We start from the raw sequence: 24,939 nt of genomic DNA, 5'->3' as shown, positions 1-24,939 counted from the left end.
CATTCGGATACTCAATGACATGGCTATCGAAACCGTACTCCATTCCAATGCATTCAATGCCTCTGACTTTGTGCAAAACAATGTCGACCCGCGCACCGGCCAGTATGCGTTAAGTATCAACCTGCCACCCCTCGTCGGTAATGACCAGGTGGGGCCAGAACTGCCGATTCGGCTTGTGTTCAACCCGTTCAGCGACAAGAACGTCGGCTTTGGCCGGGGTTGGTACCTTGAGCTTACCCAGTACGTGCCGGGCACGCGCATGTTGCGGCTGTACACCGGGGAAAGTTTCAAGGTGACCGGGTCTGGCGAAGAGCCAGGAATCAAAGAAAGAAAGCTCGAAAGTTTCCGCTTTTTCGATGACAGTGAAGGGGACAAGAAACAGTATCGTGTTGTTCACAAATCCCATATGGAAGAAGTCCTGAGCGAGTACGGGACCCGGGATAATCTGGTTGCATTGCCTTCTGAGATTCGCGCTGCTTCCGGCCATCGTATTGTGCTGAGTTATTCCCCCGATAACCAAAGGCTGGAACGTATTGTCGATGGCACGGGCCTGGAATTGCTGAAAATCAGCTATGGCAGCACGGTGACACTCGATCTGCACCCCAATGCCAATGGCGGCAATAAGCCGTTGGCGCAATACAAGCTCATTCTGCGCAATGAGACGTTGAGCCAAATTGATTTGCCGGACGAAGCAGGGGGCAATTGGCGTTTCGAATACACCACTACCTTTGGCCTGACCTGCTTGGGCAAGGTGTCCACGCCCTACGGTAGCGTGGAAGATATCCGCTATGGGGAGAATGGCGATACAGGCCATCTGTTGCCAGGCGGCGGGACGCGCACAGCGATACCGCGGGTGACCTCTCATGCGGTCAACCCTGGCGCTGGCCAGCCGCCGATGAGAACCACCTACACCTATACCGTTTTGCAAGACAGTATTGAGGCGCCAAACAACTTTGTCGGTAACGGCAGCGGTGTAACCTGGCGTGACGATGGCGAAGATAACCTGTATCGCGCCCGCTCCAGCTACCTGTATGGCAGCACAGCTCGCCAATGGCGCAAGGGCGCGGGCGCGGATGGCGAGGACCAGCTATTGCGCACTACCCAGCGCACGTACAACCGTTTTCACTTGCAGGTGAGTGAGGTTGTGTTCCAAGGCAACAACCAAGTTGCCACCAGCACCACGCACCACGGCAGTGTGACAACAGAGTTCGACAATCAGCCGAGCAACTTCCAGTTGCCGCTGGAACAAGCCCGCACCTGGTCGCTGCGAGGGGAGGGGGCCAAGGTTCGCTACGAGCCTGCCACCAGGACCGAGTATGACCTGCATGGCAATTTGACTGCTCAAACCCTGCCCTCAGGCCAGCGTACTGTCATCGAGTATTACCCTGCCCAAGGGGGTGACGGCTGCCCGCCCGACCCGGACGGCTTCGTGCGCAATCAGAAGAGCGTGACGGAGTACCCGGCATCAGGTGGAGACGAACCCGCACCCGTTTTGCGCAAGCGTTTTGAGTATGAGGCGCTCGCCCGGGTCAGCTACCCAGGTGCTTCGGCCAAACGGGTGGCATCCAATTGGCTGGTCCCCACCCAGGAACGCCTGTGTGAAGTGGTAGGCGAGGTGGAGCAGGCTGCGCTGCAAGTAACCACCATGAGCTCGATCGATGAACCCGCCGACTTGCTGCGCCATGGTCGCCCGCTGCTGCAAACAGTGCTCATGGGCGGTAAAACTACCAAGACCGGTTTTACCTACAGCAAGGAAGCCCTCGATGGGCACCCTGTGCTGGTGACCGAGCAGCGGGTGACTGGCTTTGATCATGGCGAACTTGACGCCGAGACCGGCCAGCCGCGGCATGCCTGCAAGGTGATCACGCTGAAGGATTCGATGCTCATTGGCCAGCCGCTGCTCAATCGCGACGACAACGATGTCGAAATCGAGTATGCGTACGATGCGCTGCGCCGGGTAGTTCGCGAAACGGTATCGCCCAATGAAGCGGCGTACACGGCATCGCGCGTCTATGAGTATGGCCTTGTAAGCGCGCCTGGCGGCAAGGCGTCGCAAATGCGGGTGGACGTCAAGGGGGTTGCCATCCGCTCGTACATCGATGGCCTGGGGCGAGTGGCCAGCGAAGAACGTCATGATGCCGACGCCGAAGATATCCGGCTGCATCAGGTCTTCCGCCCTCGCAATGCGTTTACCTACGATGAGCTTGGCCAGCTGACCGAGGCAGTCGAATACGATTGGAAAGGGGAGCAGCAAATGCCCCTGGCAACCCGTTATGAATACGATGACTGGGGCCAGCAGCGCTGCGAGATCGGGCCGGATGGGGTCAAGCGGTTTGAGGAGCATGACCCGATCGGGTCCAACCCTTACGGTTCAGACCCCAGGGGCAACCTGCCCACCCAGACCAGCTGGAGCGAATCTGCCGATGGTACGTTGAGCCTGGGCAAGACCACCACCTGGTTGAACCTGTTCGAGCAGCCTGCCCAGTTACGGCGTTTCGACTTGGCGGGTGAGCTGTATGCCAAGCATGAGTACTTCTATGACGGCCTGGGGCGTAATGTGCGGGAAGTCGATGCGCGCAATGCGGTTACCCGCTCCAGCTATGACGCGTTCGGCCGCCTGGTGGACCAGACGCTGGCGGACAGGTCCGTGGTGCACCGCGATTATGCCGTGCACAGCAGCGAGGACCTGCCGATCAGTATCAGTGTCGGGGGCACCGTACTGGGGGAGCAGGCTTTCGACGGCCTGAACCGCATGACCACCTCCATAACCGGGGGGCGGGCAAGGCACATGCACTATGAACCTGGCCAGTCGAAGCCGAGCAAGGTGAAGACGGCTGCAGGCAACGTCATCGAATACCAGTACATTCCGCAGTTGGGTGAGGACCCGGAAGTACGGCGCATTCCAGGTAAACAGGCGGACTACAAATTCGACCCGCAAAACGCGCGGCTTACCTGGTGCAAGGAGGAAGGGGAGGAGCTGACCCGGGCTTATTTCAGTACAGGCGAGATCAAGGAGGAAACCCGCACGATCGGGGACGAAACCTGGGCCATGGAATACGGGACCAGCCTGCTGGGGCGCCAGTTGTTCTACAAGGATGTTCTCGGCCAGAGGCAGACCTACGATTACTACGCCAGTGGCCTGCTGGAGCAGACGGCGCTGGGGAGCACCAGCAGCCGGTTCTTCTACGATGGGTTGAGCAATACCCAATGCATCCTTACCCTGGATGGCACCCAGGGGCTGGCCACTGAATTGGAGTATGACCACCAGGGACGTGAGAGCCTGCGCAGGTTCGTATTCCTGAGTACCGTGGTCGAGTCGCCGATTGAAGGCTGCAAGTTCGCCAACGAAACTGTGCAGACGCTGGTGGAAGAGGCCGGGCTGCGGGTGCAGGGTGTACAGGAACTGGTGCAGGAATATAGCGTGCTGGACCAGATCACTTTCAAGACGTTGAGCGAGAATGGCAGTGCCTTGCGTGAGGAAACGTACAAGTACGACGTGCGCGGCCGCCTGGAGGAGTACATCTGTGAAGGGTTGCTTTCCCATAGCCCGAAAGACCCGGCTGGGAAGACTATTCGTCAGCAGTATTTCGATTTCGATGCACTCGATAACATTACCTGGGTACTGACCGAATTTGAGGAAGAGGACGGTAGCAAGGGCGCAAACGAGGCCACTTACCTATTCGACAATGAAGACCCTGCACAACTGACCGGTGTGACTAACACACACGCCGCCTATGGCGACTTCACGCTGGAATATGATGACGACGGCAACATGAAGGTCGATGACAAAGGCAAGGCGTTGACGTATGACGCCCTGGGTCGTTTAAGCAGCTACGACGGTAGCGGCTATAGCTACGATCCTTTGGACAGGCTGGCCGGCCAGGAGGCATGAGGGAGGGGAAATGAAGATCGGGCCGTGAGGCCCGATTTTTTTTGCGGGGCTTACGGTATGTCCACCCTGAACTGGACATCAGTGTTGGCGAAACCGGCGGTTACCTGGGTATTGATTGCTTTGTAAGCGGCGGAAAACAACATGTCGGTAGGTAGGCTGTCATGCAGGGGGTACTGTTTGGAGGCGATCCCGTTATCCACCGGGGTGCCTACGTTGTCCTTGATGATCAAGGCCAAACCGGTGGCGCCACCTGGCTCCAGCGCATACAGTGTGCCGCTGGCGCCAGCGCCGCCGTAATTTCCGGTAAAGGTTACGCTGGCATTGGCGCCGGGCCGCAGTATGCAGCCGCTGCCGGGTGTAAGGCGCAAGCCGAAGGCGCGGTTTGCAGCCTCGTCGTCTGCTTGTTTGAACTGGGCAGCGTTCACGTTGCCCATGTAGATTCGGCTGGCGGGCAAGCCGGTTGAAGGGTCGATGATTTCAATCGCACAGGTTCCACTGCTGACCTGGCCGAAGAAGTTGATCGAGCCGGTGTTTGCCAGCGCCTGTTGACTGGCCATGGCGAGTCCAACGGCAATGACTAGCGGCTTCATGGAAGGCTCCTTGATTTTTGTGAAGTACGATAGCGAACGAGCCCGGAGGGCTCGATCGTATGTATTGGCAGGCAGGCTCAGGGAACGCTCGACAGTGTTTTTTGCATCGCCGCAGTGGCGACCCCGTAGTCATTGATGGTGGTAAAGGTCAACTGCAAACCATTTACCGACTTGATACGGGCAAGGTCATAAACCTGCTGGCCGAACGGCGGCGCCATGGCCATGGCCTGGATAGCCTCCGTTTTACCTGCAGTGCTGACCTCCAGGCGCCCGAAGGTGTAATGGTAGGGCGTCGGGTTGTCTACCACTAGCTGGACACGCCCAGGGCCTTGGCGCACGGACCATTTCAGCTCGCCGATGCGGTCGCCGGGCCGATCTTTCAATTGGCTGGGGCGGTAGAAGAGCTTGAGGCGCGTACGCAGCGCGATATTGAGTACGTTTACATCCTCAGGGGTTATTTCAGGGATTTCCTGAACATTGAGGTAGAACAGCGTTTCCCGGTCCTCAGGCAGTTTGTTGGGCAAACGGCTGATCTGCACCATCTGCTCCTTGCCAGGGTCCAGGCGAAACAACCCGGGCGAAGTCGCCAGAGGGACGGCTGTGTCGGTATCGTCCTTGGCGGTGTTGACCCAGCTTTGAACCGCGTAGGGGCGGGGGCTGGGGTTGGCGATTACCACAGAGGTGCTGCGTTTGTCGCTGTCGAAAACGATACGTGTGGTATTGACGGTGAGCGCTGCCTGAGCGGGTTGCAGGATGGCTGCGAGGCAAATACCCAAGCCAAGGCGGCGCAAGTGAGTCTTCATCTGGCGATACCTTCTGAACGGGATGAGTTAACCCCAGGCGGCTTCAACCCGCCCGGGGCGCTTTCTCATGGGATGTCGACAAGAAATTGCACATCGGTATTGGCGGTACCGGCAGTGACGGCAGCGCCAGTGGATTTGTATGCTGCAGAGAAGATCATGGTGGTGGGATTCGTGTCATCCAGTGGGTAATCCTTGGAAGGCGTACCGTTGACCACCGGTGTGCCGGTGTTGTCCTTGATGGTCAAGGCCAGGTCGTTGGCCCCACCTGGCTCCAGCGCATACAACGCACCACCTGTACCTGCGCCGCCGTAGGCAGCGGTGAAGGTGACCCTGGCGCTGCTACCTGGCGTGACGACACAGCCGCCTCCCGGGGTGACACGCATGCCGAAGGCGCGCGAGGCGGCCTCATCGCCAATGGCGTTGAACTGCGAAACGTTGACGTTACCCATGTTGACGCGGGCCACAGGCAGGCCTGTGGCTGGGTCGATGATTACGATCGGGCAGGTACCGGCATGGACCTGGCCGTAGAAGTTGATCGAACCGGTGTTGGCGAATGCTGCGTTGCTGGCCAGGCCAAGCCCGATGGCAAGCGTGATAAGCGTCTTTTTCATGTTGAACTCCACTGTGGAACAGTTGTGGGCAGGACGATTTGGTCCTTTGAGTTTCTGCCGAACAACTGGCCGGCAGGAGGACGCGAAGATTAGGCCGATTTGGAATTTACCGGTGTAGGAAAAGCCTGATAATCGCCAGGTATAGTCCTCTGAATTGATTCTCGGTTGAGAATGATCAACTGCAACGCCTCAGGCAACTGACAAAAATGCCAGTTTGCAATGCCGCTTGTTTATGCGTGAATTCATACTCAATTGAGTTGAGGGTAAACCCATGAGTGCGCCAAAAGACAGCAAAGCCTTTCAGGAAGCAGAGACGCCGGGTGCTCCTGAGGTCACAGATCAGCCCCTGCTCTGTGTCTTGGGTTATATTGACGAGCCAGTGCTCAATAGATTATGGGCAGAACGTTATACGCGTAGCGGTCATGACCTGAGGGAGGGGGAGGCGGTTGTTGTCGAGCGTGAGATGAATGCAACTACCTGGGAGTTGAGCGTTGTAAACCTGGGCTATCCGAAGTTACAGTTCAATACAGCCGGGCGCACGTTACAGCTAAGTAAAAAACTGTTGACCGACCTGCGGCTGGACCTGAGCAAGCCTTACGGCATGGCTGCGCGGCAGGCGTTACGCATAGAACAAGGGGACTCGAGTAGTGGCAAGGTGCTCGAGGTGACGCTGAACTTGAACAGCATCCACGTGGAATACCACGCGCTGGGAGGCAGCGAGGTCAAGGTGCACTGGTCGACACCTGCTACTTATGTGATACAGAACGATCGGGTGAATGCAGACCGGTTTAAGCAGCACTACGAAGCGTTGAAGCAAATGAAGCTTGCCAAGCTGACAATCCCGGTATCCCCTTTTCTTGCCAATACTTGGGTTTACTTTGAAAATAGGGGTGATCAACTGCAACCTGGGTTTTACAACCAGCCTCGTCAGTCCACCGCCCGGTTCGACCCACCTCAGGTTTCACAGAACGAAGAAGTGGCACTGGCCTTTCATATCGTGGCTTTCCCGATCACATTGACTCAATTGCCTCCGGTGGACAAGGAATGGGTAGTTGGCCTGTTCGCGCCCAGGGGGTCAATTACCTGGGCGTATGGTGCTTACCTACCCCCAATGGAGTATTACATTGCTGCCTACGTGGCTTCCGGCGCTGGGCAGGCGCAGGTCACCTCAGCTACCCCTGCACAGGCACTGCTGCTTTCTCCTCTGGTTACCTTTTGCGATCGTGGTGGCCCTGAGGAAGAGGTTGAACTCATGCCAGTGGGGGCGCAGGCCACGTGGGCACCGGAAGGCACACTGCGTGGCGAGCTGCTGTCGAAAGACGGCAAGCGCTATTACAAACCGCCGAAATCGATTACTCCTGCATCGGAAGTGCGGTACAAAGAGGGCGGGGACACGCTCATACCCGCAGCCCTGCGCAGCACCCTGGCCACGCCGACAGCCACCGATATCATCAAGGCAACCGCAGGTGGAGAGGCAGCCTACGCTACCTTCCTGATCAAGTGGGTGCACCCGACGCACTTCATCAGGGTTGCCAAACACGCCCTCGGGCTAAAGCTTTCGCTGTGTTACTTCAACTGGGATTCAGAGGAGGTAGCAGTGCCGGACCGGCTTGCATCCTGGGAGGTGGTCTTTGGCAATGGCACGATTACTTCCGGCGTTTTCAAAGCCGCTGTGCAGAACCCGAGCCCATATTCCATCATCGTGGGCGTGGACAAGGGCGTTCCGGATGCGTGGGCGTGGGGGCTGACGATCATTGCCTATCCCATGCTCGATATCGATACGCTGGTGGATTACTACTCGCGTTGAGCAGGGCCCAGGCTAGTGCCGATTCGTTGGCGGGGTTTGCGCCAGCAACTGCTTTTCCTGATGCCAGTCGAAGGGTTCGTCATTGCGCTCGGCTTCATAGCGACGTTCCTCGAGTTGCTGGTAAAGGGCCAGCTCTTCGTCAGGCATGAAGTGCAGGCAGTCACCGCCGAAGAACCACAGCAGGTCGCGGGGCACCAGGTGGGCGATTTGCGGATAACGCTGGATGACCTGGCAGATCAGGTCCTGGCCCAGGTACTGGCTGTGCAGCGGGTCCTGCGGCAGCAGGGTCAGCAGTTCGTCGAAGCGTTCGAGGAACAGGGCGTGGCTTTCCTCCGGTACCTGCTCGGCCTCACCCAACGCCACCAGGATGGTGCGCAGGTGGTTCAGCAGTTGCAGGTGGTATTCCAGGTGGGGGTTGGCCATGTGGAGGGTCCTCGAGGTGGTTGAAACGGGGGCGGAGTATACGCCGGTGGGCAGGGGGCCGCAAAACGGCCCCCTGCATTCAGCGCACCTTGCCTTGTTCAGGCAGTAGTTGCTCCTTGTCGAATGCATCCACGTCGATCACGGCCCTGCGTGCCTGTTCGGCTGCATGCAGGCGTTGTCCCTCTTCGACTTGCAGTGCACCACTCTGAACTGCCGCATCGATGGCCGACTGCCCAGGTGCCGGCCGTACCTTGCCCTCCTTGATCGCCTGATGCAGCACTTTGTGCAGTGGCGCAGCTTCGTCCAGAAGATCACAGGCCCGTTGCAGTGCCGCCACCGGGTCGCCCTCGGCTTGTGGCCTGAAGCAGCCGGCAAGCAATTCTTCCAGCGCCGGGTCGCCTTTGCTGCGGCCGATCAGCGCCGCCACTTCGGCATCCAGCTCATCGCTCGGCCCGGTGTGGCGGCGGCCGAAGGGGAATACCAGCACGCGCAGTGCGCAACCGACAAACCGGTTGGGGAAGTTGTCGAGCAGCCGGTCCAGCGCCTTTTCCGCCTGCCCCAGGCTTTCTTCCATGGCCCAGCGCAGCAGAGGCTGCATGTGCTCGGGCGAGCCCAGGTCGTGGTAGCGCTTGAGCGCAGCGCTGGACAGGTACAGGTAGCTGAGCACATCGCCCAGGCGCGCACTCAGGCGCTCGCGGCGCTTGAGCGCACCACCCAGCAGCATCATCGACAGGTCGGCCAGCAGGGCGAAGGCGGCAGCCTGGCGATTGAGGGCACGGAAGTAGCCCTGGCTCAAGGTGTCCCCTGGCACCGGCTCGAAACGCCCGAGCCCCAGGTTGAAGATCAGCGTACTGGCCGCGTTGCCGTTGGCGAACATGATGTGCTTCATCAGCAGGTCGTCGAATTCCTTCAGCGCCTGGTCACGGTTCTCACGGCCGGCCAGGGCCATTTCCCTGAGCACGAACGGGTGGCAGCGGATGGCGCCCTGGCCGAAGATCATCAGGTTGCGCGAGAGAATGTTCGCGCCCTCGACCGTGATGAAGATCGGCGCCCCTTGCCAGTTGCGACCCAGGTAGTTGTTGGGGCCCATGATGATGCCCTTGCCACCGTGCACATCCATGGCGTGCTGAATGCACTCGCGGCCCCGCTCGGTCAGGTGGTACTTGAGAATTGCCGACAGCACCGAAGGCTTTTCGCCAAGGTCCACGGCCTTGGCAGTCAGCAGGCGGGCACTGTCCATCAGCCAGGCGTTGCCGCCGATGCGTGCCAGCGATTCCTGGATGCCCTCGAAGGCTGCCAGCGGCACGTTGAACTGCTCGCGTATGTTCGCGTACTGGCCGGTCACCAGGCTGGTGTATTTGGCGGCGCCGGTGCCGACTGCCGGCAGTGAAATCGAGCGGCCCACCGACAGGCAGTTCATCAGCATCATCCAGCCCTTGCCGAGCATGGCCTGCCCGCCGATCAGGAAGTTCAGCGGCACGAACACGTCCTTGCCGCTGTTGGGGCCGTTCATGAAGGCCGCGCCCAGCGGCAGGTGGCGTTTGCCGATGTCGACACCGGGGGTGTCGGTGGGGATCAGCGCCAGGCTGATGCCCAGTTCTTCCTCTTCGCCCAGCAGGTGGTCCGGGTCATGGGCTTTGAAGGCCAGGCCCAGCAGGGTAGCGACCGGGCCCAGTGTGATGTAGCGCTTTTCCCAGTTCAGGCGCAGGCCGAGCACTTCTTCGCCATTCCACTGGCCCTTGCAGATGATGCCGGTGTCGGGCATGGCGCCGGCATCGGAGCCGGCCAGTGGGCCGGTCAGGGCGAAGCAGGGGATTTCGTCGCCACGAGCCAGGCGTGGCAGGTAGTGGTTGCGTTGTTCATCGGTGCCGTAGTGAAGCAGCAGTTCGGCCGGGCCCAAAGAGTTGGGCACCATCACCGTGGAAGCCAGGTCGCCGCTGCGTGTGGCCAGCTTCATCGCCACCTGCGAGTGCGCGTAAGCAGAGAAACCTTTACCACCGTACTCCTTGGGGATGATCAGTGCGAAGAAGCCATGCTGCTTGATGTGATCCCAGGCTTCGGGCGGCAGGTCCAGATCCTGGCCGATCTGCCAGTCGCTGACCATGGCACACAGGTCTTCAGTGGGGCCGTCGATGAAGGCCTGTTCTTCCTCTGTCAGCTTCGGTGCCGGGTAGGCCAGCAAGGTGCGCCAGTCGGGGCGGCCGCTGAACAGCTCGCCGTCCCACCAGACTGTGCCGGCATCGATCGCTTCGCGCTCAGTTTGCGACATGGGCGGCAGGGTGCGCTGGAACCAGTTGAACACCGGGCCGGTAAACACCTTGCGGCGCCACTCCGGGAGCGCAACCAGGGCGATCTTCAAGGCCAGTACGATCCAGATCACAGCCAGCAGCCAGCCGGGCGCACTGCTGAAAATGCCCATCAGCAGCACATAGGCCGCCATGATGCCGAGAATCTGCAAGGGCGCCAGGCGCCGGTGCGTGAGGTACGCCGCGCCAATCACCAGCACTACCAACCACAACAGCAACATAATCGGTCCTCCTTGGAACCAGGGGGCTTGAGCCGTCCCAGACAGCTTAGACGCAACGCTGTAAACGGCAGGGTCAGAACAGTGACAGGGTGTGGCGGCGGGAGTTTCAGTGCATTGTTTTCCTGTGCCGGCCGCTTCGCGGGCACGCCCGCTCCCACAGGATCATCACAATCTTCAAGCCAACGGTATTCCTGTGGGAGCGGGCTTGCCCGCGAAAGGGCCGGTACAGGCGGCGAAGGTCTGGAGTAGACTGCACCACCACCGCATTTCATAAGGACGTTGCCATGCTGAAGATCTGGGGCCGCAAGAATTCGAGCAATGTGCGCAAGGCACTGTGGGTCGCCCAGGAGCTGGGCCTTGATTTCGAGTCCATCGACGCCGGTGGCGCTTTCGGCGTGGTCAACGAGCCGCACTACCGCGCCCGCAACCCCAATGGCCTGGTGCCGATGCTCGAAGATGGCAACCTGACCCTGTGGGAGTCCAACACCATCGTCCGCTACCTGTGCGCCGAGTACGGCGCCGAGCAGGGCTGGTACCTGGAGGACCCGCGCCAGCGTGCCCTGGCCGACAAATGGATGGACTGGACCACCTCGTCCTTTGCCGCACCGTTCCGCCCGCTGTTCTGGGGCCTGTTGCGCACCCCGGAAGACCAGCGCGACTGGGTGGCGATCAACGCCGCGCACAAGCAGTGCGCCCAGCTGCTGGGCATTGCCGATGAAACCCTGGCCAAACAGCCGTACCTGTCCGGTGACCAGATCGGCATGGGCGACATCCCACTGGGTAGCTTCATCTATGCCTGGTTCGAAATGCCCATCGAACGCCCGGCCATGTACCATCTGGAAGCCTGGTATGAACGCCTGAAACAACGCCCGGCCTACCAGGCTGCGGTGATGACCGCGCTCACCTGACCCTGCTTCGATAGTCATTATCAATAGATGTGACTGTACTTGTGCGGCCTGGCCTTGCACCATTGGCCGCACTCACTGCGCCAGTGACTTTACCTGGCGTGTCCTGCACCTTTTTCCTCGGTAAGTGACCCGCTATGAGTTCCGCCCTGTCCATCCGACAGCTCACCAAGACCTACGGCAATGGCTTCCAGGCCCTCAAAGGCATCGACCTCGATGTTGCCGAAGGCGACTTCTTTGCCTTGCTTGGCCCCAACGGCGCCGGCAAATCCACCACCATCGGCATCCTCTCCACCCTGGTGAACAAGACCAGCGGCACGGTGAACGTGTTCGGCCATGACCTGGACCGCGAGCCCTCTGCGCTCAAGCGTTGCCTGGGCGTGGTGCCGCAGGAATTCAACTTCAACCAGTTCGAGAAAACCTTCGACATCGTCGTGACCCAGGCCGGCTACTACGGTATTCCGCCCAAGCTGGCCAAGGAACGCGCCGAGCAGTACCTGACCCAGTTGGGCTTGTGGGACAAGCGTGATGTGCAGTCGCGCTCGTTGTCCGGTGGCATGAAACGCCGGCTGATGATCGCCCGTGCGCTGATCCACGAGCCGCGCCTGCTGATCCTCGACGAGCCCACCGCAGGTGTGGACATCGAGCTGCGCCGTTCGATGTGGAGCTTCCTCACCGAGCTGAACCAGAAAGGCATCACCATCATCCTCACCACCCATTACCTGGAAGAGGCTGAGCAGCTGTGCCGCAACATCGGCATCATCGACCACGGCACCATCGTCGAGAACACCAGCATGCGCCAGTTGCTGGGCAAGCTGCATGTCGAAACCTTCGTGCTCGACATCAAGCAGGACCTGGCCAGTGCGCCGGTGCTGCAAGGCTACCCGTGCCGGCTGCTGACCCCGCACACCCTTGAGGTGCAAGTGGAAAAGGATATCGGCATCACCGCGCTGTTCGGCCAGTTGGCGCTGCAGAACATCGAGGTGCAGAGCCTGCGCAACAAGACCAACCGACTCGAGGAGCTGTTTGTGTCCCTGGTGGAAAAAAACCTGTCGAAGGTGGCCGTATGAGTGTGGAACTGCGCACCAACTGGGTCGCCCTGAACACCATCGTCTACCGTGAAGTGCGGCGCTTCCTGCGCATCTGGCCGCAAACCTTGCTGCCGCCGGCGATCACCATGGTCTTGTACTTCGTCATCTTCGGTAACCTGATTGGCCGGCAGATCGGCGACATGGGTGGTTTCACCTACATGCAGTACATCGTGCCGGGGCTGATCATGATGTCGGTGATCACCAACTCCTACGGCAACGTGGTGTCGAGCTTCTTCGGCAGCAAGTTCCAGCGCTCGATCGAAGAACTGATGGTTTCGCCGGTGTCACCGCACACCATTCTGGTCGGCTATGTGCTGGGCGGGGTGCTGCGCGGCCTGGCGGTTGGGGTGATCGTGACCATTCTGTCGATGTTCTTCACCGACCTGCAGGTGCATCACCTGGGTGTGACTGTGGTCGTGGTGCTGCTGACGGCTACCATCTTCTCGCTGCTGGGCTTCGTCAACGCGGTGTTTGCGCGCAACTTCGACGATATTTCGATCATTCCGACCTTCGTCCTGACGCCGCTGACTTACCTGGGCGGGGTGTTCTACTCGATCAACCTGCTGCCGCCATTCTGGCAGACCGTGTCGCTGGCCAACCCGGTGCTGCACATGGTGAACTCGTTCCGCTACGGCATCCTAGGGGTGTCGGATATCAGCATTGGCACGGCGATCACCTTCATGCTGGTGGCCACCGCGGTGCTCTACACGTTGTGCATCCGCCTGCTGGTCAGCGGCCGCGGCATGCGCGCATGAGCCCTGTTGTGAACATCTGAGCTTGCGCCGGCGCCACTGCCGGCCAATCCACCAGCGCCAGTACAGCAGGGTGGTGAAGTAGGCAGCGATGCCCAGCACCACCCCGCACACCACCGAACCCAGCAGGAACGGCTGCCACACGGTGGCAAGCTGGTCGGTGATCCACTCGAAGGTCAGTTCGTCGGGCAAGGTGCGCGGCGGCACCTGCATCAGCCAGGCGCCGGTCATGTAGGTGACGAAGAACACCGGCGGCATGGTCAGCGGGTTGGTCAGCCACACCAGGCTGACCGCGATCGGCAAGTTGCCACGTACCGGGATTGCCAGCGCCGCCGCCAGCAGCATCTGCATGGGGATGGGAATCAACGCCGCGAACAGGCCCACGCCCATGGCCCGTGCCACCGAATGGCGGTTCAGGTGCCAGAGGTTGGGGTCGTGCAGCAACTTGCCGAAAAAGCGTAAGGACTTGTGTTCCCGAATGCTGGTCGGGTCCGGCATGTAGCGTTTGAAAAGTCGGCGCGGCATGTAGGCTCCCGGAGCGTTGATCCGGGCAGTATGCCCTTAATCCTGCGCAGTCTCGTTTAGAGTTTGTGACAATTGTTGAGCAAGCTTTGCCGGCAATTGAGCTATGCCTCAGGGGGTGATTTGCCTTCTGGAGCTCTACCTCATGCGCACAGGGATGTTTGCGCTCGCGCTCGGGCTGCTGTGCCTGGGCTTTCTCCCCGTATTGCCATCGGTCGGATGGCTGCTAGCCCTGGCGGCCTGCGCTGTTGTCAGCCTGTTTACCCGTGCTTGGCCGTTGGGCTGCTTTCTGCTGGGCCTGTGTTGGGCGTGCTGGTCTGCTCAGCACGCCCTGGATGATCGCCTGGCTGCCGGCCTGGATGGCCGCACCTTGTGGCTGGAGGGGCGGGTGGTCGGCTTGCCAGCTCGCACGGCGCAAGGCGTGCGTTTCGAGCTGGAGGCCGCACGCTCGCGGCGGGCCGAGCTGCCGCAACGGTTGCAACTGAGCTGGTTTGACGGGCCGCCGCTGCGGGCGGGTGAGCAGTGGCGGCTGGCCGTGACCTTGCAGCGCCCGGCCGGGCTGCTCAACCCCCATGGGCCCGACCGGGAGGCCCAACTGCTGGCGCGGCGGGCGGGCGCCACCGGTACGGTAAAAACCGGGCAGCTACTGGCGCCGGTAACCGGTGGTTGGCGCGATGTGCTGCGCCAGCGCTTGCTGGCGGTCGAAGCCAATGGCCGGCAGGCCGCATTGGTGGCACTGGTGCTTGGTGACGGCACCGGCCTGGCCCGGGAGGACTGGCAGACGCTGCAGGCCACCGGCACGGTGCACCTGCTGGTGATCTCTGGCCAGCACATCGGCCTGGTGGCCGGTTTGCTGTATGGCCTGGTCGCCGGGCTGGCCCGTTGGGGGCTGTGGCCTGCAAGGTTGCCGTGGCTGCCGTGGGCGTGTGGCCTGGCCATGGCGGCGGCGCTGGCTTACGGCTGGCTGGCCGGTGCAGGGGTGCCGGTGCAGCGCGCCTGTCTGATGTTGGCGGTAGTGTTGCTGTGGCGCCTGCGCTTTCGCCACCTCGGCGCAATGCTGCCGCTATTGCTGGCGCTGGTCGCGGTGCTGCTGGTCGAACCGCTGGCGGCGCTGCTGCCTGGGTTCTGGCTGTCGTTTGCCGCCGTGGCCACGCTCATTTATTGCTTCAGCGCCCGTTTGGGCGGTTGGCGGCCCTGGCAGGCCTGGACGCGCGCGCAATGGGTCATTGCCATTGGTTTGCTGCCGGTGCTGCTGGCTACAGGCTTGCCGGTGAGCCTGAGTGCGCCACTGGCGAATCTTGTGGCGGTGCCTTGGGTCAGCCTGGCGGTGTTGCCGCTGGCGTTGCTGGGGACGCTGTTGCTGCCGCTAGGCGGGGTAGGGGAGGCGCTGCTGTGGCTAGCGGGTGGCTTGCTGGATGGGCTGTTCCGGCTGCTGGCGCTGGTGGCGCAGCAGCGCCCGGCATGGGTGCCGCCGGCTTTGCCGTTGTGGGCCTGGTTGCTGGTGTGCCTGGGCGCGCTGTTGGTTTTGCTGCCCCGTGGTGTGCCGTTGCGCGGGTTGGGTGGGGTGATGCTGCTGGCCCTGTGGGTGCCCAGGGAGCCGGTGCCGCTCGGGCAGGTCGAGGTCTGGCAACTGGACGTTGGCCAAGGGCTGGCGGTGCTGTTGCGTACCCGGCATCACAGCCTGCTGTACGACGCCGGGCCGGCCAGAGGCGAGACCGACCTGGGCGAGCGGGTGGTGCTGCCGACCTTGCGCAAGCTGGGGGTGGGCGGCCTGGACATGATGGTGATCAGCCATGCCCATGCCGACCATGCGGGCGGTGCTGCGGCGATACAGCGTGGTCTGCCGGTCAGGCGGCTGATCGGCGGGGAAGCGCTGGAAGATGTGCCGTTGCAGCCTTGTGCCAGTGGCGAGCAATGGGACTGGGATGGCGTGCATTTTTCGCTGTGGCGCTGGGCGGACGGGCAGAGCAGCAATGACCGCTCCTGTGTCTTGCTGGTAGAGGCGCAGGGCGAACGCTTGCTGCTGGCGGGGGACATGGAGGCGGCCGCCGAACGGGCCTGGCTGGCAGAGACTGAAGCGCCGCGTATCGACTGGTTGCAGGCACCGCACCATGGCAGCCGCAGTTCGTCCACCGAGGCGTTCATCCGCGCTACCGCACCGCGCGGGGTGTTGATTTCGCGGGGGCGTAACAATAGCTTCGGGCACCCGCATGTGCAGGTGGTGGAGCGTTATCGGCGGCATGGGATGGTGGTGCATGACACGGCGGTGGACGGGGCATTGCGGTTGGTGTTGGGGCAGCAGGGGGAGGTTGAGGGTGTTCGGGGGCACCGGCGGTTCTGGCGGGCTCAACTGGATTAGGGGGGCTGCTAGGTGTCCGCCTTTACATGTTCAGCGCCTATGAGATCGAGCGCCGCCCGCGCGGCGCATCGCGAGCTGCGCTCGCTCCTACGTTTGTTTCGGGCCAATTATTCCTGCGCCATTTGCGCGCGAACCCTTTGCGCATGGCGCGATATCGTGTCACACAAACAAGGCTGTCGCGCGCGCCTGTCACAGGCATGACTGGCCCGAAACAAACGTAGGAGCGAGCGCAGCTCGCGATGCGCCGCGCGGGCGGCGCTCGATCTCATAGGCGCTGAACATGTAACGGCAAGCACCTGTCAGCCCCAACCCAATTCCCTGACCTCCGGCAGATGAGCGCCCGGCGCGCCTGTGATAGAGTGGCGGCCTTTTTCCGAAGGGGCGTTTACTGTGTGGGAATTGGTCAAGTCCGGTGGTTGGATGATGCTGCCGATCATTCTGAGTTCCATCGCTGCCATGGCTATCGTCGTCGAGCGCCTGTGGACCCTGCGCGCCAGTCGCGTCACCCCGCCGCACCTGCTGGGCCAGGTATGGATGTGGATCAAGGACAAGCAACTGACCAGTGACAAGCTCAAGGCCCTGCGCGCCGATTCGCCATTGGGTGAAATCCTTGCCGCAGGCCTGGCCAACTCGCGTCATGGCCGCGAAATCATGAAAGAGTGCATCGAGGAAGCCGCCTCGCGCGTCATCCACGAACTGGAGCGCTACATCAGCACCCTCGGCACCATCGCCGCCATGGCCCCGTTGCTGGGCCTGCTGGGCACCGTGCTGGGCATGATCGACATCTTCAGCGCCTTCATGGGCTCGCAGATGACCGCCAATGCCTCTGTGCTGGCGGGGGGTATCTCCAAGGCCCTGGTCACCACTGCGGCCGGCCTGATGGTCGGTATCCCGGCAGTGTTCTTCCACCGCTTCCTGCTGCGCCGCATCGATGAGCTGGTGGTGGGCATGGAACAAGAGGCGATCAAACTGGTGGAAGTGATCCAGGGCGACCGTGAAGTGGAAGTGGCCGGAGGCAAGGCGTGAAGTTCCGGCGCAATCGCCAGCGGGAGAATGTCGACATCAACCTGGCGTCGCTGATCGACGTGGTGTTCGTCCTGCTGCTGTTCTTCGTGGTCACCACCACCTTTACCCGCGAGACCCAGCTGCGCGTCGAGCTGCCCGAAGCGGCCAGCGCCGAGCAGGCGCCGGCCGACCAGGACAAGCTGGTGGAAATCACCATCAGCGCCGAAGGCGTGTATTCGGTGAACAACCACCTGCTGCCCAAAAGCGACCTGGCCACCTTGAGCGAAGCCATCGAGCGTGAGTCGGGCGGCGACAACAAGCTGCCGCTGGCCATCAGCGCCGACGGCAAGACCCCGCACCAGGCTGTGGTCACCGCAATGGACGCCGCCGGCAAGCTCGGTTTCAGCCAGTTGCGCATGACCACCGTCGAGGCGGCCCAGGGCACGCCTTGATGGCTTTCGCCGACCGTTTGCTCGCCGCCTGGTACGCCGGGCACCCAGCGCTGGCGCTGCTGCGCCCGCTGGAGGCGTTGTACCGCCGCGTGGTCACGCGCAAGCGGGCGCGTTTTCTCAGTGGCCAAAGTGCCAGCTATCGGGCGCCAGTGCCGGTCATCGTGGTGGGCAACATCACCGTGGGCGGCACCGGCAAGACGCCGATGATCCTCTGGCTGATCGAACACTGCCGCCAGCAGGGGCTGAAGGTGGGCGTGGTCAGCCGTGGCTATGGTGCCAAGCCGCCGCAGTTGCCCTGGCGGGTGCAGGCCGACCAGCCGGCCGACCAGGCGGGCGATGAACCGCTGCTGATCGTGCAGCGCACCGGCGTGCCGCTGATGATCGACCCCGACCGTTCCCGTGCCGTCCAGGCGTTGCTGGCCAGCGAACCGCTCGACCTGATCCTGTGCGACGACGGCATGCAGCACTACCGCCTGGCCCGCGACCTGGAACTGGTACTGATCGATGCCGCCCGCGGCCTGGGCAATGGCCGCTGCCTGCCGGCCGGCCCTTTGCGCGAGCCCGCCGAACGCCTGCAGGATGCTGACGCAGTGCTGTACAACGGTGCCAGTGCCGACCGCGCCGATGGTTTTGGCTTCTGCCTGCAGCCGTCCGCCCTGGTCAACCTGCGCAGCGGCGAGCGTCGTGCCCTCGACCATTTTCCCGCAGGCCAGCGCCTGCACGCGGTGGCCGGTATCGGCAACCCGCAACGTTTCTTCAACACCCTGCTGGGGCTAAACTGGCAGCCGGTGCCGCACCCCTTCGCCGACCATGCGCAGTTCAGCGCCCAGAGCCTGGCCTTCAGCCCGCCGCTGCCGCTGGTAATGACCGAGAAGGATGCGGTGAAATGCCGGGCCTTCGCCGCTGACGACTGGTGGTACCTGGCCGTCGAGGCGCAGCCCACGCCGGCTTTCAGCGCCTGGTTCGACAACCAGCTGCAGCGCCTGCTGCGCAAGCCCTGAGCCCGTTTTCAATTTCCGGCCACCTGGCCTAAAGGAAGCCTCCAATGGACACCAAACTGCTCGATATCCTGGCCTGCCCGATTACCAAGGGCCCGCTCAAGCTCAGCGCCGACAAGACCGAGCTGATCAGCAAGGGCGCCGGCCTGGCCTACCCGATCCGCGACGGCATCCCGGTGATGCTGGAAAGCGAGGCGCGTACCCTGACTGACGACGAGCGTCTGGACAAATGAGCCTGGACTTCACCGTGGTGATTCCTGCCCGGCTGCGCTCCACACGCCTGCCAGGCAAGCCGCTGCTGGCGATTGCCGGCAAGCCGATGGTGCAGCATGTGTGGGAGCAGGCGCGCAAAAGTGCTGCCAGCCGTGTGGTCATCGCCACCGACGACAGCAGCATTTTTGAAGCCTGCCAGGCGTTCGGCGCCGAAGTGCTGATGACCCGCGCCGACCATGAGTCGGGCACCGACCGCCTGGCCGAAGTGGCCGCGCACCTGGGCTTGCCGGCTGATGCCATCGTGGTCAACGTGCAGGGCGACGAGCCGCTGATCCCGCCGGTGATCATCGACCAGGTGGCGGCTAACCTGGCTGCGCACCCGGAAGCTGGCATCGCCACCCTGGCCGAGCCGATTCATGAGCCGGAAACCGTGTTCAACCCCAACGCGGTCAAGGTGGTGAGCGACAAGCACGGCCTGGCGCTGACGTTCAGTCGCGCGCCGCTGCCCTGGGCCCGCGATGCCTTTGCCAAGGACCGCAACGTGTTGCCAGAAGGCGTGCCGTATCGCCGCCACATCGGCATGTACGCCTACCGTGTCGGCTTCTTGCAGGATTTTGTCGGTTGGGGCCCATGCGGGCTTGAACAGACCGAAGCGCTGGAGCAGCTGCGTGCCTTGTGGCACGGCGTGCGCATTCACGTCGAGGACGCCATCGAGGCGCCTGCCGTGGGCGTTGATACCCCTGAAGACCTGGAGCGCGTACGGCGCTTGCTGGAGGCTTGATGCGCGTCCTGTTCGTCTGCCTGGGCAATATCTGCCGCTCACCTACCGCCGAAGGCGTGCTGCGCCATCAATTGCAGGCCGCCGGGCTTGCCGATCGGGTGCAAGTGGCTTCTGCCGGCACCGGCGACTGGCATGTCGGCAAGGCGCCAGACAGCCGCACCTGCAAGGCGGCACTGGCGCGTGGTTACGACCTGTCGCCGCAGCGTGCCCAGCAGGTCAAGGCGGCGCATTTTGCCGAGTATGACCTGATCCTGGCCATGGACGAGAGCAACCTGCGCGATCTGCGCGCCCTGCGCCCGCACACCGCAGTGGGCGAGCTCGACCTATTCCTGCGCCGCTATGGCTCGGTGCTGGATGAAGTGCCTGATCCCTATTACGGCGGCGCCGACGGCTTCGAGCAGGTGCTCGACCTGGTCGAGGCGGCCTGCCAGGCGCTGGTGCTGGAAATCAAGGGGCGGCTATGACAGGGCAGTGGCAGGAGCAGGTATCGCTCAAGCCGTACAACACCTTCGGCATCGACGTGAAGGCGCGTTACTTCAGCCAGGCGCAGGATGACCAGCAGGTGCGTCAGGCACTGGGCCAGGCGCAACAGCGCGGCCTGCCGGTGTTGGTGATCGGTGGTGGCAGCAACCTGCTGCTGACTCGCGATATCGACGCGCTGGTGCTGCACATGGCCAGCCGTGGCCGCCGCGTGCTCAGCGACGATGGTGAACACATCGTGGTCGAGGCCGAGGCTGGTGAGCCGTGGCATGCATTTGTGCAGTGGACACTGGCGCAGGGCTATTGCGGGCTGGAAAACCTCAGCCTGATCCCCGGCACCGTGGGCGCCGCGCCGATGCAGAACGTGGGCGCCTACGGGGTGGAAATCAAGGACGTGTTTGCCGGCCTGACCGCCCTGGACCGCGAGACGGGCGAACTGCATGACTTCGGTTTGGCAGAATGTGCCTTCGGTTATCGCGACAGCCTGTTCAAGCGCAACCCCGGGCGCTGGTTGATCCTGCGTGTGCGTTTTGCCTTGAACCGCACCCTGCAGGCCCACCTGGACTATGGCCCGGTGCGTCAGCGCCTGGCGGAGCAGGGCGTGGCAGAGCCGACTGCGCAGGCGATCAGTGATGCTATTTGCAGCATTCGCCGCGAAAAGTTGCCAGACCCGTTGGAGCTCGGCAATGCCGGAAGCTTCTTCAAGAACCCGGTGGTGTCGGCTGAGCAGGTCGAGCGTATTCGTGCGCAGTACCCGGCAGTGGTGGCTTATCCTCTGGCCGATGGCCAGGCGAAGCTGGCGGCGGGCTGGTTGATCGAGCAGGCGGGCTGGAAGGGCCATCGCGACGGTGATGCGGGCGTGCATCGCTTGCAGTCGCTGGTGCTGGTCAACTACGGCCAGGCGAGCGGGGCGCAGATGCATACGCTGGCGCAACAGATCCAGGCAGATATCCTGGAGCGGTTCGGGGTGGTGCTGGAGATGGAGCCTAACCTCTATTGATTCATTGCCTGTGCTGGCCCTTTCGCGGCTAAAGCCGCTCCCCCAGGGTTTACACTAAGCCTGAGGGTGGTGAAGTCCCTGTGGGGGGCGGGTTCACCCGCGAACACCGGCAAAGCCGGTGCCATGCCTTTACTGATTCATTGGCTGTGATGGCCCTTTCGCGGCTAAAGCCGCTCCCACAGGGTTTGCACTGGGCCTGAGGGTGGTGAGGTCCCTGTGGGAGCGGGTTTACCCGCGAAGAGGCCGGTACAGGAAACACCCGGCCAAGAAAAAGCCCCGCCAATTCGCACTGGCGGGGCTTTTTCATTCAGCCTTGGCTATCAACCGTGATGAGGCTTGTGCTCATCGGCGGCTTCCAGGGCTGGCTCTTGGGAGGCTGCAGCAGCTTCCTGAGCGGCTTTGGCGGCGGCCTCGGCCTCGCGCTTGCGGCGGCGCACTTCACGCGGGTCGTTCGGCGCACGGCCGTTGGCCAGCATGACGGTGGCGGCTTCTACCTCTACCGGGGCCTCGACCGGGGCAGGCTCGACGACCACAGGTGCAGGCTCGTCCACTGCTTCTGGCTGGGCTTCGACAACCGGTGCAGGCTGCTCGGTAACCGGAGCGGTTTCAACCACGGCCGGAGCCTGTTCGATCTCACCCGCTTCAACGGCAGGCGCTTCGACAGGTGCTTCGGCGACGATCACCGGTTCGGCAGCAGGCGCTTCTTCAACCACGGGTTGTGGAGCGACTTCGACCACTGGCTCGGCAGTGACTTCGGCCACGACAACCGGCTCGGTGACTGGCTGCTCGACCACTGGGGCCACGGCAACTTCTTCAGCCTTGGCGGCAGCTTCAACCTGCTCGACCTTTTCAGCCTGCTCGACCGGCTGGGCGGCGTCGCGGTTGTCGGTCTCTGCTACGGCAGCGACTTCGGCGGTGGCCAGTTCAGCCTGCTGGTTGGCCTGGGCTTCGGCGTCGGCGCTGATGTTGCTGCTGGCAACAGCCGCAGTCACGGCCAGGCCGGCGGCCAGTTCGGCACCCAGCTCGGTGGCCTGGTGCTGTTGTGGCTGCTCTTCGCTGCCTTCTTCCTCTTCGCCACCGTCGATCAGCTCGCCATTGGCGTTGCGCTGGCGCTCACGACGGTTGCTGCGACGACGCTGGCCACGGGAGCGGCGGCGCGGGCGCTCGCCATCGGTGCCTTCCTGTTCGTCTTGCAGCAACTCTTCGTTCGGCAGTTGCTCTTCGGCCAGTTCAGCAGCCTGCTCGGCGGCTTCTTCGGCTACGCGTGGCTGGCGCTCTTCGCGTGGTGGGCGCGGGGCACGTTCTTCGCGTGGCGCGCGCTCTTCACGAGGCGCACGTTCTTCGCGAGGGGCGCGTTCTTCACGCGGAGCACGCTCTTCGCGAGGTGCGCGCTCTTCACGCGGAGCACGTTCTTCGCGAGGTGCACGCTCTTCACGTGGCGCACGTTCTTCACGGGCTACACGCTCTTCACGTGGCTGGCGCTCTTCGCGTTCGGCGGGCGGGGTGGCATCCAGCGGCTCACGCAGTTCGCGCACGCGCTCTTCGCCGCGGTTGCTGCGGCGGTCTTCGCGCGGCTGGCGTGGGGCGCGTTCTTCGCGCGGTGCACGCTCTTCGCGTGGGGCGCGTTCTTCACGAGGTGCACGCTCTTCACGTGGCGCACGCTCTTCGCGCGGTGCACGTTCCTCACGTGGTTGGCGCTCTTCGCGCGGGGCGCGCTCGGCACGCTCTTCGCGCGGTTTGCGCTCTTCGTCGCGGCGGCCGTTGCGGTTGCGGCTTTGCTGACGGCCGTTGCGGCGCTCCTCGTTGCGCGGGCTGCGCTCGGCGGCCGGTTTCTCGGCGACGACCGGTGCAGCAGCGGCAGGTTCGTCCTTGCCGGCGAACAGGCTGACCAGCGACTTCACCAAGCCTTTGAACAGGCTTGGCTCCGGGGCGCTCGGGGCCGGGGCGGCCGGGGCGACAGCCTGAGGCTCTTCAGCAACCGGTACCGGCGCGTTGGTGCGGGCCGGGGCGGTCTTGACCGCTGCTTCCTGGCGAACCAGGGTGCGGGTGGCGGTCTGCTGCGGTGCCTCCTCGGCTTCGGTGGTGGCGATCTCGTAGCTGGACTGGTTGTTCAGCACTTCCGGGTTGTCGTCGCGCAGGCGCTGGACTTCGAAGTGCGGGGTTTCCAGGTGATCGTTCGGCAGGATGATGATGCGGGCACGGGTGCGCAGTTCGATCTTGGTGATCGAGTTGCGCTTCTCGTTGAGCAGGAACGCGGCCACCGGGATCGGCACTTGTGCGCGGACTTCGGCGGTGCGGTCCTTCAGGGCTTCTTCTTCGATCAGGCGCAGGATGGCCAGCGACAGCGACTCGACGTCACGGATGATGCCGGTGCCGGAGCAGCGCGGGCAGACGATGCCGCTGCTTTCGCCCAGCGACGGACGCAGGCGCTGACGGGACATTTCCAGCAGGCCGAAGCGCGAGATGCGGCCAACCTGCACGCGGGCACGGTCCGCTTCCAGGCACTCGCGCACACGTTCTTCAACGGCGCGCTGGTTTTTCGCCGGGGTCATGTCGATGAAGTCGATGACGATCAGGCCGCCGATGTCACGCAGGCGCAGCTGGCGGGCGATTTCCTCGGCCGCTTCCAGGTTGGTCTGCAGGGCGGTTTCTTCGATGTCGCTGCCTTTGGTGGCGCGCGCCGAGTTGATGTCGATGGACACCAGGGCTTCGGTCGGGTCGATCACGATCGAGCCACCGGACGGCAGGTCGACCACGCGCTGGAAGGCGGTTTCGATCTGGCTTTCGATCTGGAAGCGGTTGAACAGCGGTACGCTGTCTTCGTACAGCTTCACCTTGCTGGCGTACTGCGGCATCACCTGGCGGATGAAGGTCAGGGCTTCTTCCTGGGCGTCGATGCTGTCGATCAGCACTTCACCGATGTCCTGGCGCAGGTAGTCGCGGATGGCGCGGATGATGACGTTGCTTTCCTGGTAGATCAGGAATGGCGCGGCGCGGTCCAGGGACGCTTCCTTGATGGCGGTCCACAGCTGCAGCAGATAGTCGAGGTCCCACTGCATTTCTTCGCTGCTGCGGCCAAGGCCGGCAGTGCGCACGATCAGGCCCATGTCGCCCGGTACGGTCAGGCCGTTCAGGGCTTCGCGCAGTTCGTTGCGCTCTTCGCCTTCGATGCGGCGGGAGATGCCACCGGCACGCGGGTTGTTGGGCATCAGCACCAGGTAGCGGCCAGCCAGGCTGATGAAGGTGGTGAGGGCGGCGCCTTTGTTGCCGCGCTCTTCCTTCTCGACCTGGACGATAACTTCCTGGCCTTCGCTGAGCACTTCCTTGATGTTCACCCGGCCTTCGGGGGCTTTCTTGAAGTATTCGCGGGAGATTTCTTTCAGCGGCAGGAAGCCGTGACGTTCGGAACCGAAGTCGACGAAAGCGGCTTCGAGGCTGGGTTCGATGCGGGTGATCTTGCCTTTGTAGATGTTGGCCTTTTTCTGCTCACGTGCGCCGGACTCGATGTCCAGGTCGTAGAGACGTTGGCCGTCCACCAGGGCTACACGCAACTCTTCGGGTTGAGTTGCGTTAATCAGCATTCTTTTCATGTTGTACCGTCGGTTTCCGGGCTGCCGGAAACGGCGTTCGGCACACACGACGTCTCATGGTCGGTGCCAAGGTGCGCAAAGGGTGGCCGGGCCACCCCCGTGTCGAGCGACGTTCGGCACCAGCCGGTTGCCCAGCCT

The 24,939-nt window shown here is 62.7% G+C and carries 20 protein-coding genes; 13 read left to right on the top strand and 7 right to left on the bottom strand.

The features are described 5' to 3' along the window. Nucleotides 1-19: 19 nt before the first annotated feature. Nucleotides 20-3,892 carry a hypothetical protein gene (locus ABOC32_RS24775; RefSeq protein ID WP_426809239.1) on the top strand — a complete coding sequence of 1,291 codons (3,873 nt, stop codon included), beginning with the start codon at nt 20-22 and terminating at the stop codon, nt 3,890-3,892. 50 nt (nt 3,893-3,942) lie between these two features. Here ABOC32_RS24775 and ABOC32_RS24770 read toward each other — a convergent pair whose 3' ends face one another. The 3 genes from ABOC32_RS24770 to ABOC32_RS24760 form a co-directional block, all read right to left on the bottom strand. Further along, the gene (locus ABOC32_RS24770) at nt 3,943-4,482 is read right to left on the bottom strand and encodes a fimbrial protein (RefSeq protein WP_426809238.1); all 540 of its coding nucleotides are present in this window, start codon (nt 4,480-4,482) and stop codon (nt 3,943-3,945) included. A gap of 77 nt (nt 4,483-4,559) precedes the next feature. Then, nucleotides 4,560-5,285 (bottom strand): fimbrial biogenesis chaperone, encoded by a 726-nt coding sequence (locus ABOC32_RS24765; RefSeq protein WP_426809237.1) that lies wholly within the window; start codon nt 5,283-5,285, stop codon nt 4,560-4,562. Between the two features lie 65 nt (nt 5,286-5,350). Further along, nucleotides 5,351-5,896: a fimbrial protein gene (locus ABOC32_RS24760; protein ID WP_426809236.1), complete on the bottom strand. Its 546-nt coding sequence runs from the start codon at nt 5,894-5,896 to the stop codon at nt 5,351-5,353. A 271-nt stretch (nt 5,897-6,167) separates the two neighbouring features. Here ABOC32_RS24760 and ABOC32_RS24755 point away from each other — a divergent pair, with 271 nt between their 5' ends. Beyond that, nucleotides 6,168-7,703, top strand: coding sequence for a hypothetical protein (locus ABOC32_RS24755; RefSeq protein WP_426809235.1), 1,536 nt, complete (start codon nt 6,168-6,170; stop codon nt 7,701-7,703). A gap of 12 nt (nt 7,704-7,715) precedes the next feature. Here ABOC32_RS24755 and ABOC32_RS24750 read toward each other — a convergent pair whose 3' ends face one another. Both ABOC32_RS24750 and ABOC32_RS24745 read right to left on the bottom strand, forming a co-directional pair. Further along, nucleotides 7,716-8,126 carry a PA2817 family protein gene (locus tag ABOC32_RS24750; protein ID WP_426809234.1) on the bottom strand — a complete coding sequence of 137 codons (411 nt, stop codon included), beginning with the start codon at nt 8,124-8,126 and terminating at the stop codon, nt 7,716-7,718. A gap of 79 nt (nt 8,127-8,205) precedes the next feature. Next, the gene (locus ABOC32_RS24745) at nt 8,206-10,653 is read right to left on the bottom strand and encodes an acyl-CoA dehydrogenase (RefSeq protein ID WP_426809233.1); all 2,448 of its coding nucleotides are present in this window, start codon (nt 10,651-10,653) and stop codon (nt 8,206-8,208) included. A 284-nt stretch (nt 10,654-10,937) separates the two neighbouring features. Here ABOC32_RS24745 and ABOC32_RS24740 point away from each other — a divergent pair, with 284 nt between their 5' ends. The 3 genes from ABOC32_RS24740 (at nt 10,938) to ABOC32_RS24730 (ending at nt 13,404) form a co-directional block, all read left to right on the top strand. Further along, nucleotides 10,938-11,561: a glutathione S-transferase gene (locus ABOC32_RS24740; protein ID WP_426809232.1), complete on the top strand. Its 624-nt coding sequence runs from the start codon at nt 10,938-10,940 to the stop codon at nt 11,559-11,561. 134 nt (nt 11,562-11,695) lie between these two features. Next, on the top strand, nt 11,696-12,628 hold the full coding sequence (locus tag ABOC32_RS24735) for an ABC transporter ATP-binding protein (protein WP_019473812.1): 933 nt from the start codon (nt 11,696-11,698) through the stop codon (nt 12,626-12,628). Then, nucleotides 12,625-13,404 (top strand): ABC transporter permease, encoded by a 780-nt coding sequence (locus ABOC32_RS24730; RefSeq protein WP_016500910.1) that lies wholly within the window; start codon nt 12,625-12,627, stop codon nt 13,402-13,404. The genes ABOC32_RS24735 and ABOC32_RS24730 overlap by 4 nt, the downstream gene beginning before the upstream one ends. On the opposite strand, the gene ABOC32_RS24725 is transcribed toward ABOC32_RS24730, so the two are convergent. Further along, a complete protein-coding gene (locus ABOC32_RS24725; protein WP_426809231.1) occupies nt 13,288-13,926 on the bottom strand; it encodes a DUF2062 domain-containing protein in 639 nt (212 codons plus the stop codon). The genes ABOC32_RS24730 and ABOC32_RS24725 overlap by 117 nt on opposite strands. A 142-nt stretch (nt 13,927-14,068) precedes the next feature. Here ABOC32_RS24725 and ABOC32_RS24720 point away from each other — a divergent pair, with 142 nt between their 5' ends. From ABOC32_RS24720 to murB, 8 genes are all read left to right on the top strand, one after another. After that, nucleotides 14,069-16,282 carry a DNA internalization-related competence protein ComEC/Rec2 gene (locus ABOC32_RS24720; RefSeq protein ID WP_426809230.1) on the top strand — a complete coding sequence of 738 codons (2,214 nt, stop codon included), beginning with the start codon at nt 14,069-14,071 and terminating at the stop codon, nt 16,280-16,282. Between the two features lie 390 nt (nt 16,283-16,672). After that, the gene (locus ABOC32_RS24715; protein WP_028614013.1) at nt 16,673-17,308 is read left to right on the top strand and encodes a MotA/TolQ/ExbB proton channel family protein; all 636 of its coding nucleotides are present in this window, start codon (nt 16,673-16,675) and stop codon (nt 17,306-17,308) included. Further along, entirely contained in the window at nt 17,305-17,739 is a 435-nt protein-coding gene (locus ABOC32_RS24710) for an ExbD/TolR family protein (RefSeq protein ID WP_086978036.1), read from the top strand. The genes ABOC32_RS24715 and ABOC32_RS24710 overlap by 4 nt, the downstream gene beginning before the upstream one ends. Continuing rightward, nucleotides 17,739-18,740, top strand: coding sequence for a tetraacyldisaccharide 4'-kinase (gene lpxK / locus ABOC32_RS24705; protein WP_426809229.1), 1,002 nt, complete (start codon nt 17,739-17,741; stop codon nt 18,738-18,740). Before ABOC32_RS24710 ends, lpxK begins: the two co-directional genes overlap by 1 nt. Nucleotides 18,741-18,784: 44 nt before the next feature. Then, nucleotides 18,785-18,970 carry a Trm112 family protein gene (locus tag ABOC32_RS24700; protein WP_003247142.1) on the top strand — a complete coding sequence of 62 codons (186 nt, stop codon included), beginning with the start codon at nt 18,785-18,787 and terminating at the stop codon, nt 18,968-18,970. Continuing rightward, the gene (kdsB, locus tag ABOC32_RS24695) at nt 18,967-19,731 is read left to right on the top strand and encodes a 3-deoxy-manno-octulosonate cytidylyltransferase (protein WP_086978034.1); all 765 of its coding nucleotides are present in this window, start codon (nt 18,967-18,969) and stop codon (nt 19,729-19,731) included. Before ABOC32_RS24700 ends, kdsB begins: the two co-directional genes overlap by 4 nt. Beyond that, nucleotides 19,731-20,195, top strand: a complete 465-nt coding sequence (locus ABOC32_RS24690) for a low molecular weight protein-tyrosine-phosphatase (RefSeq protein WP_258911452.1) — start codon at nt 19,731-19,733, stop codon at nt 20,193-20,195. The genes kdsB and ABOC32_RS24690 overlap by 1 nt, the downstream gene beginning before the upstream one ends. After that, nucleotides 20,192-21,211, top strand: coding sequence for a UDP-N-acetylmuramate dehydrogenase (murB, locus tag ABOC32_RS24685; protein WP_426809228.1), 1,020 nt, complete (start codon nt 20,192-20,194; stop codon nt 21,209-21,211). Before ABOC32_RS24690 ends, murB begins: the two co-directional genes overlap by 4 nt. A gap of 320 nt (nt 21,212-21,531) precedes the next feature. On the opposite strand, the gene rne is transcribed toward murB, so the two are convergent. Next, complete coding sequence (gene rne, locus ABOC32_RS24680) at nt 21,532-24,801, bottom strand: ribonuclease E (RefSeq protein ID WP_426809227.1); 3,270 nt, start codon at nt 24,799-24,801, stop codon at nt 21,532-21,534. Between the last annotated feature and the right edge of the window lie 138 nt (nt 24,802-24,939).

Origin of the sequence: Pseudomonas sp. WOUb67 (assembly GCF_050058005.1) — a bacterium.
Taxonomy (GTDB): Bacteria; Pseudomonadota; Gammaproteobacteria; order Pseudomonadales; family Pseudomonadaceae; genus Aquipseudomonas; species Aquipseudomonas putida_R.
Note: the sequence above shows the minus strand (reverse complement) of the source record. Positions and strands in the feature narration are given on the sequence as shown.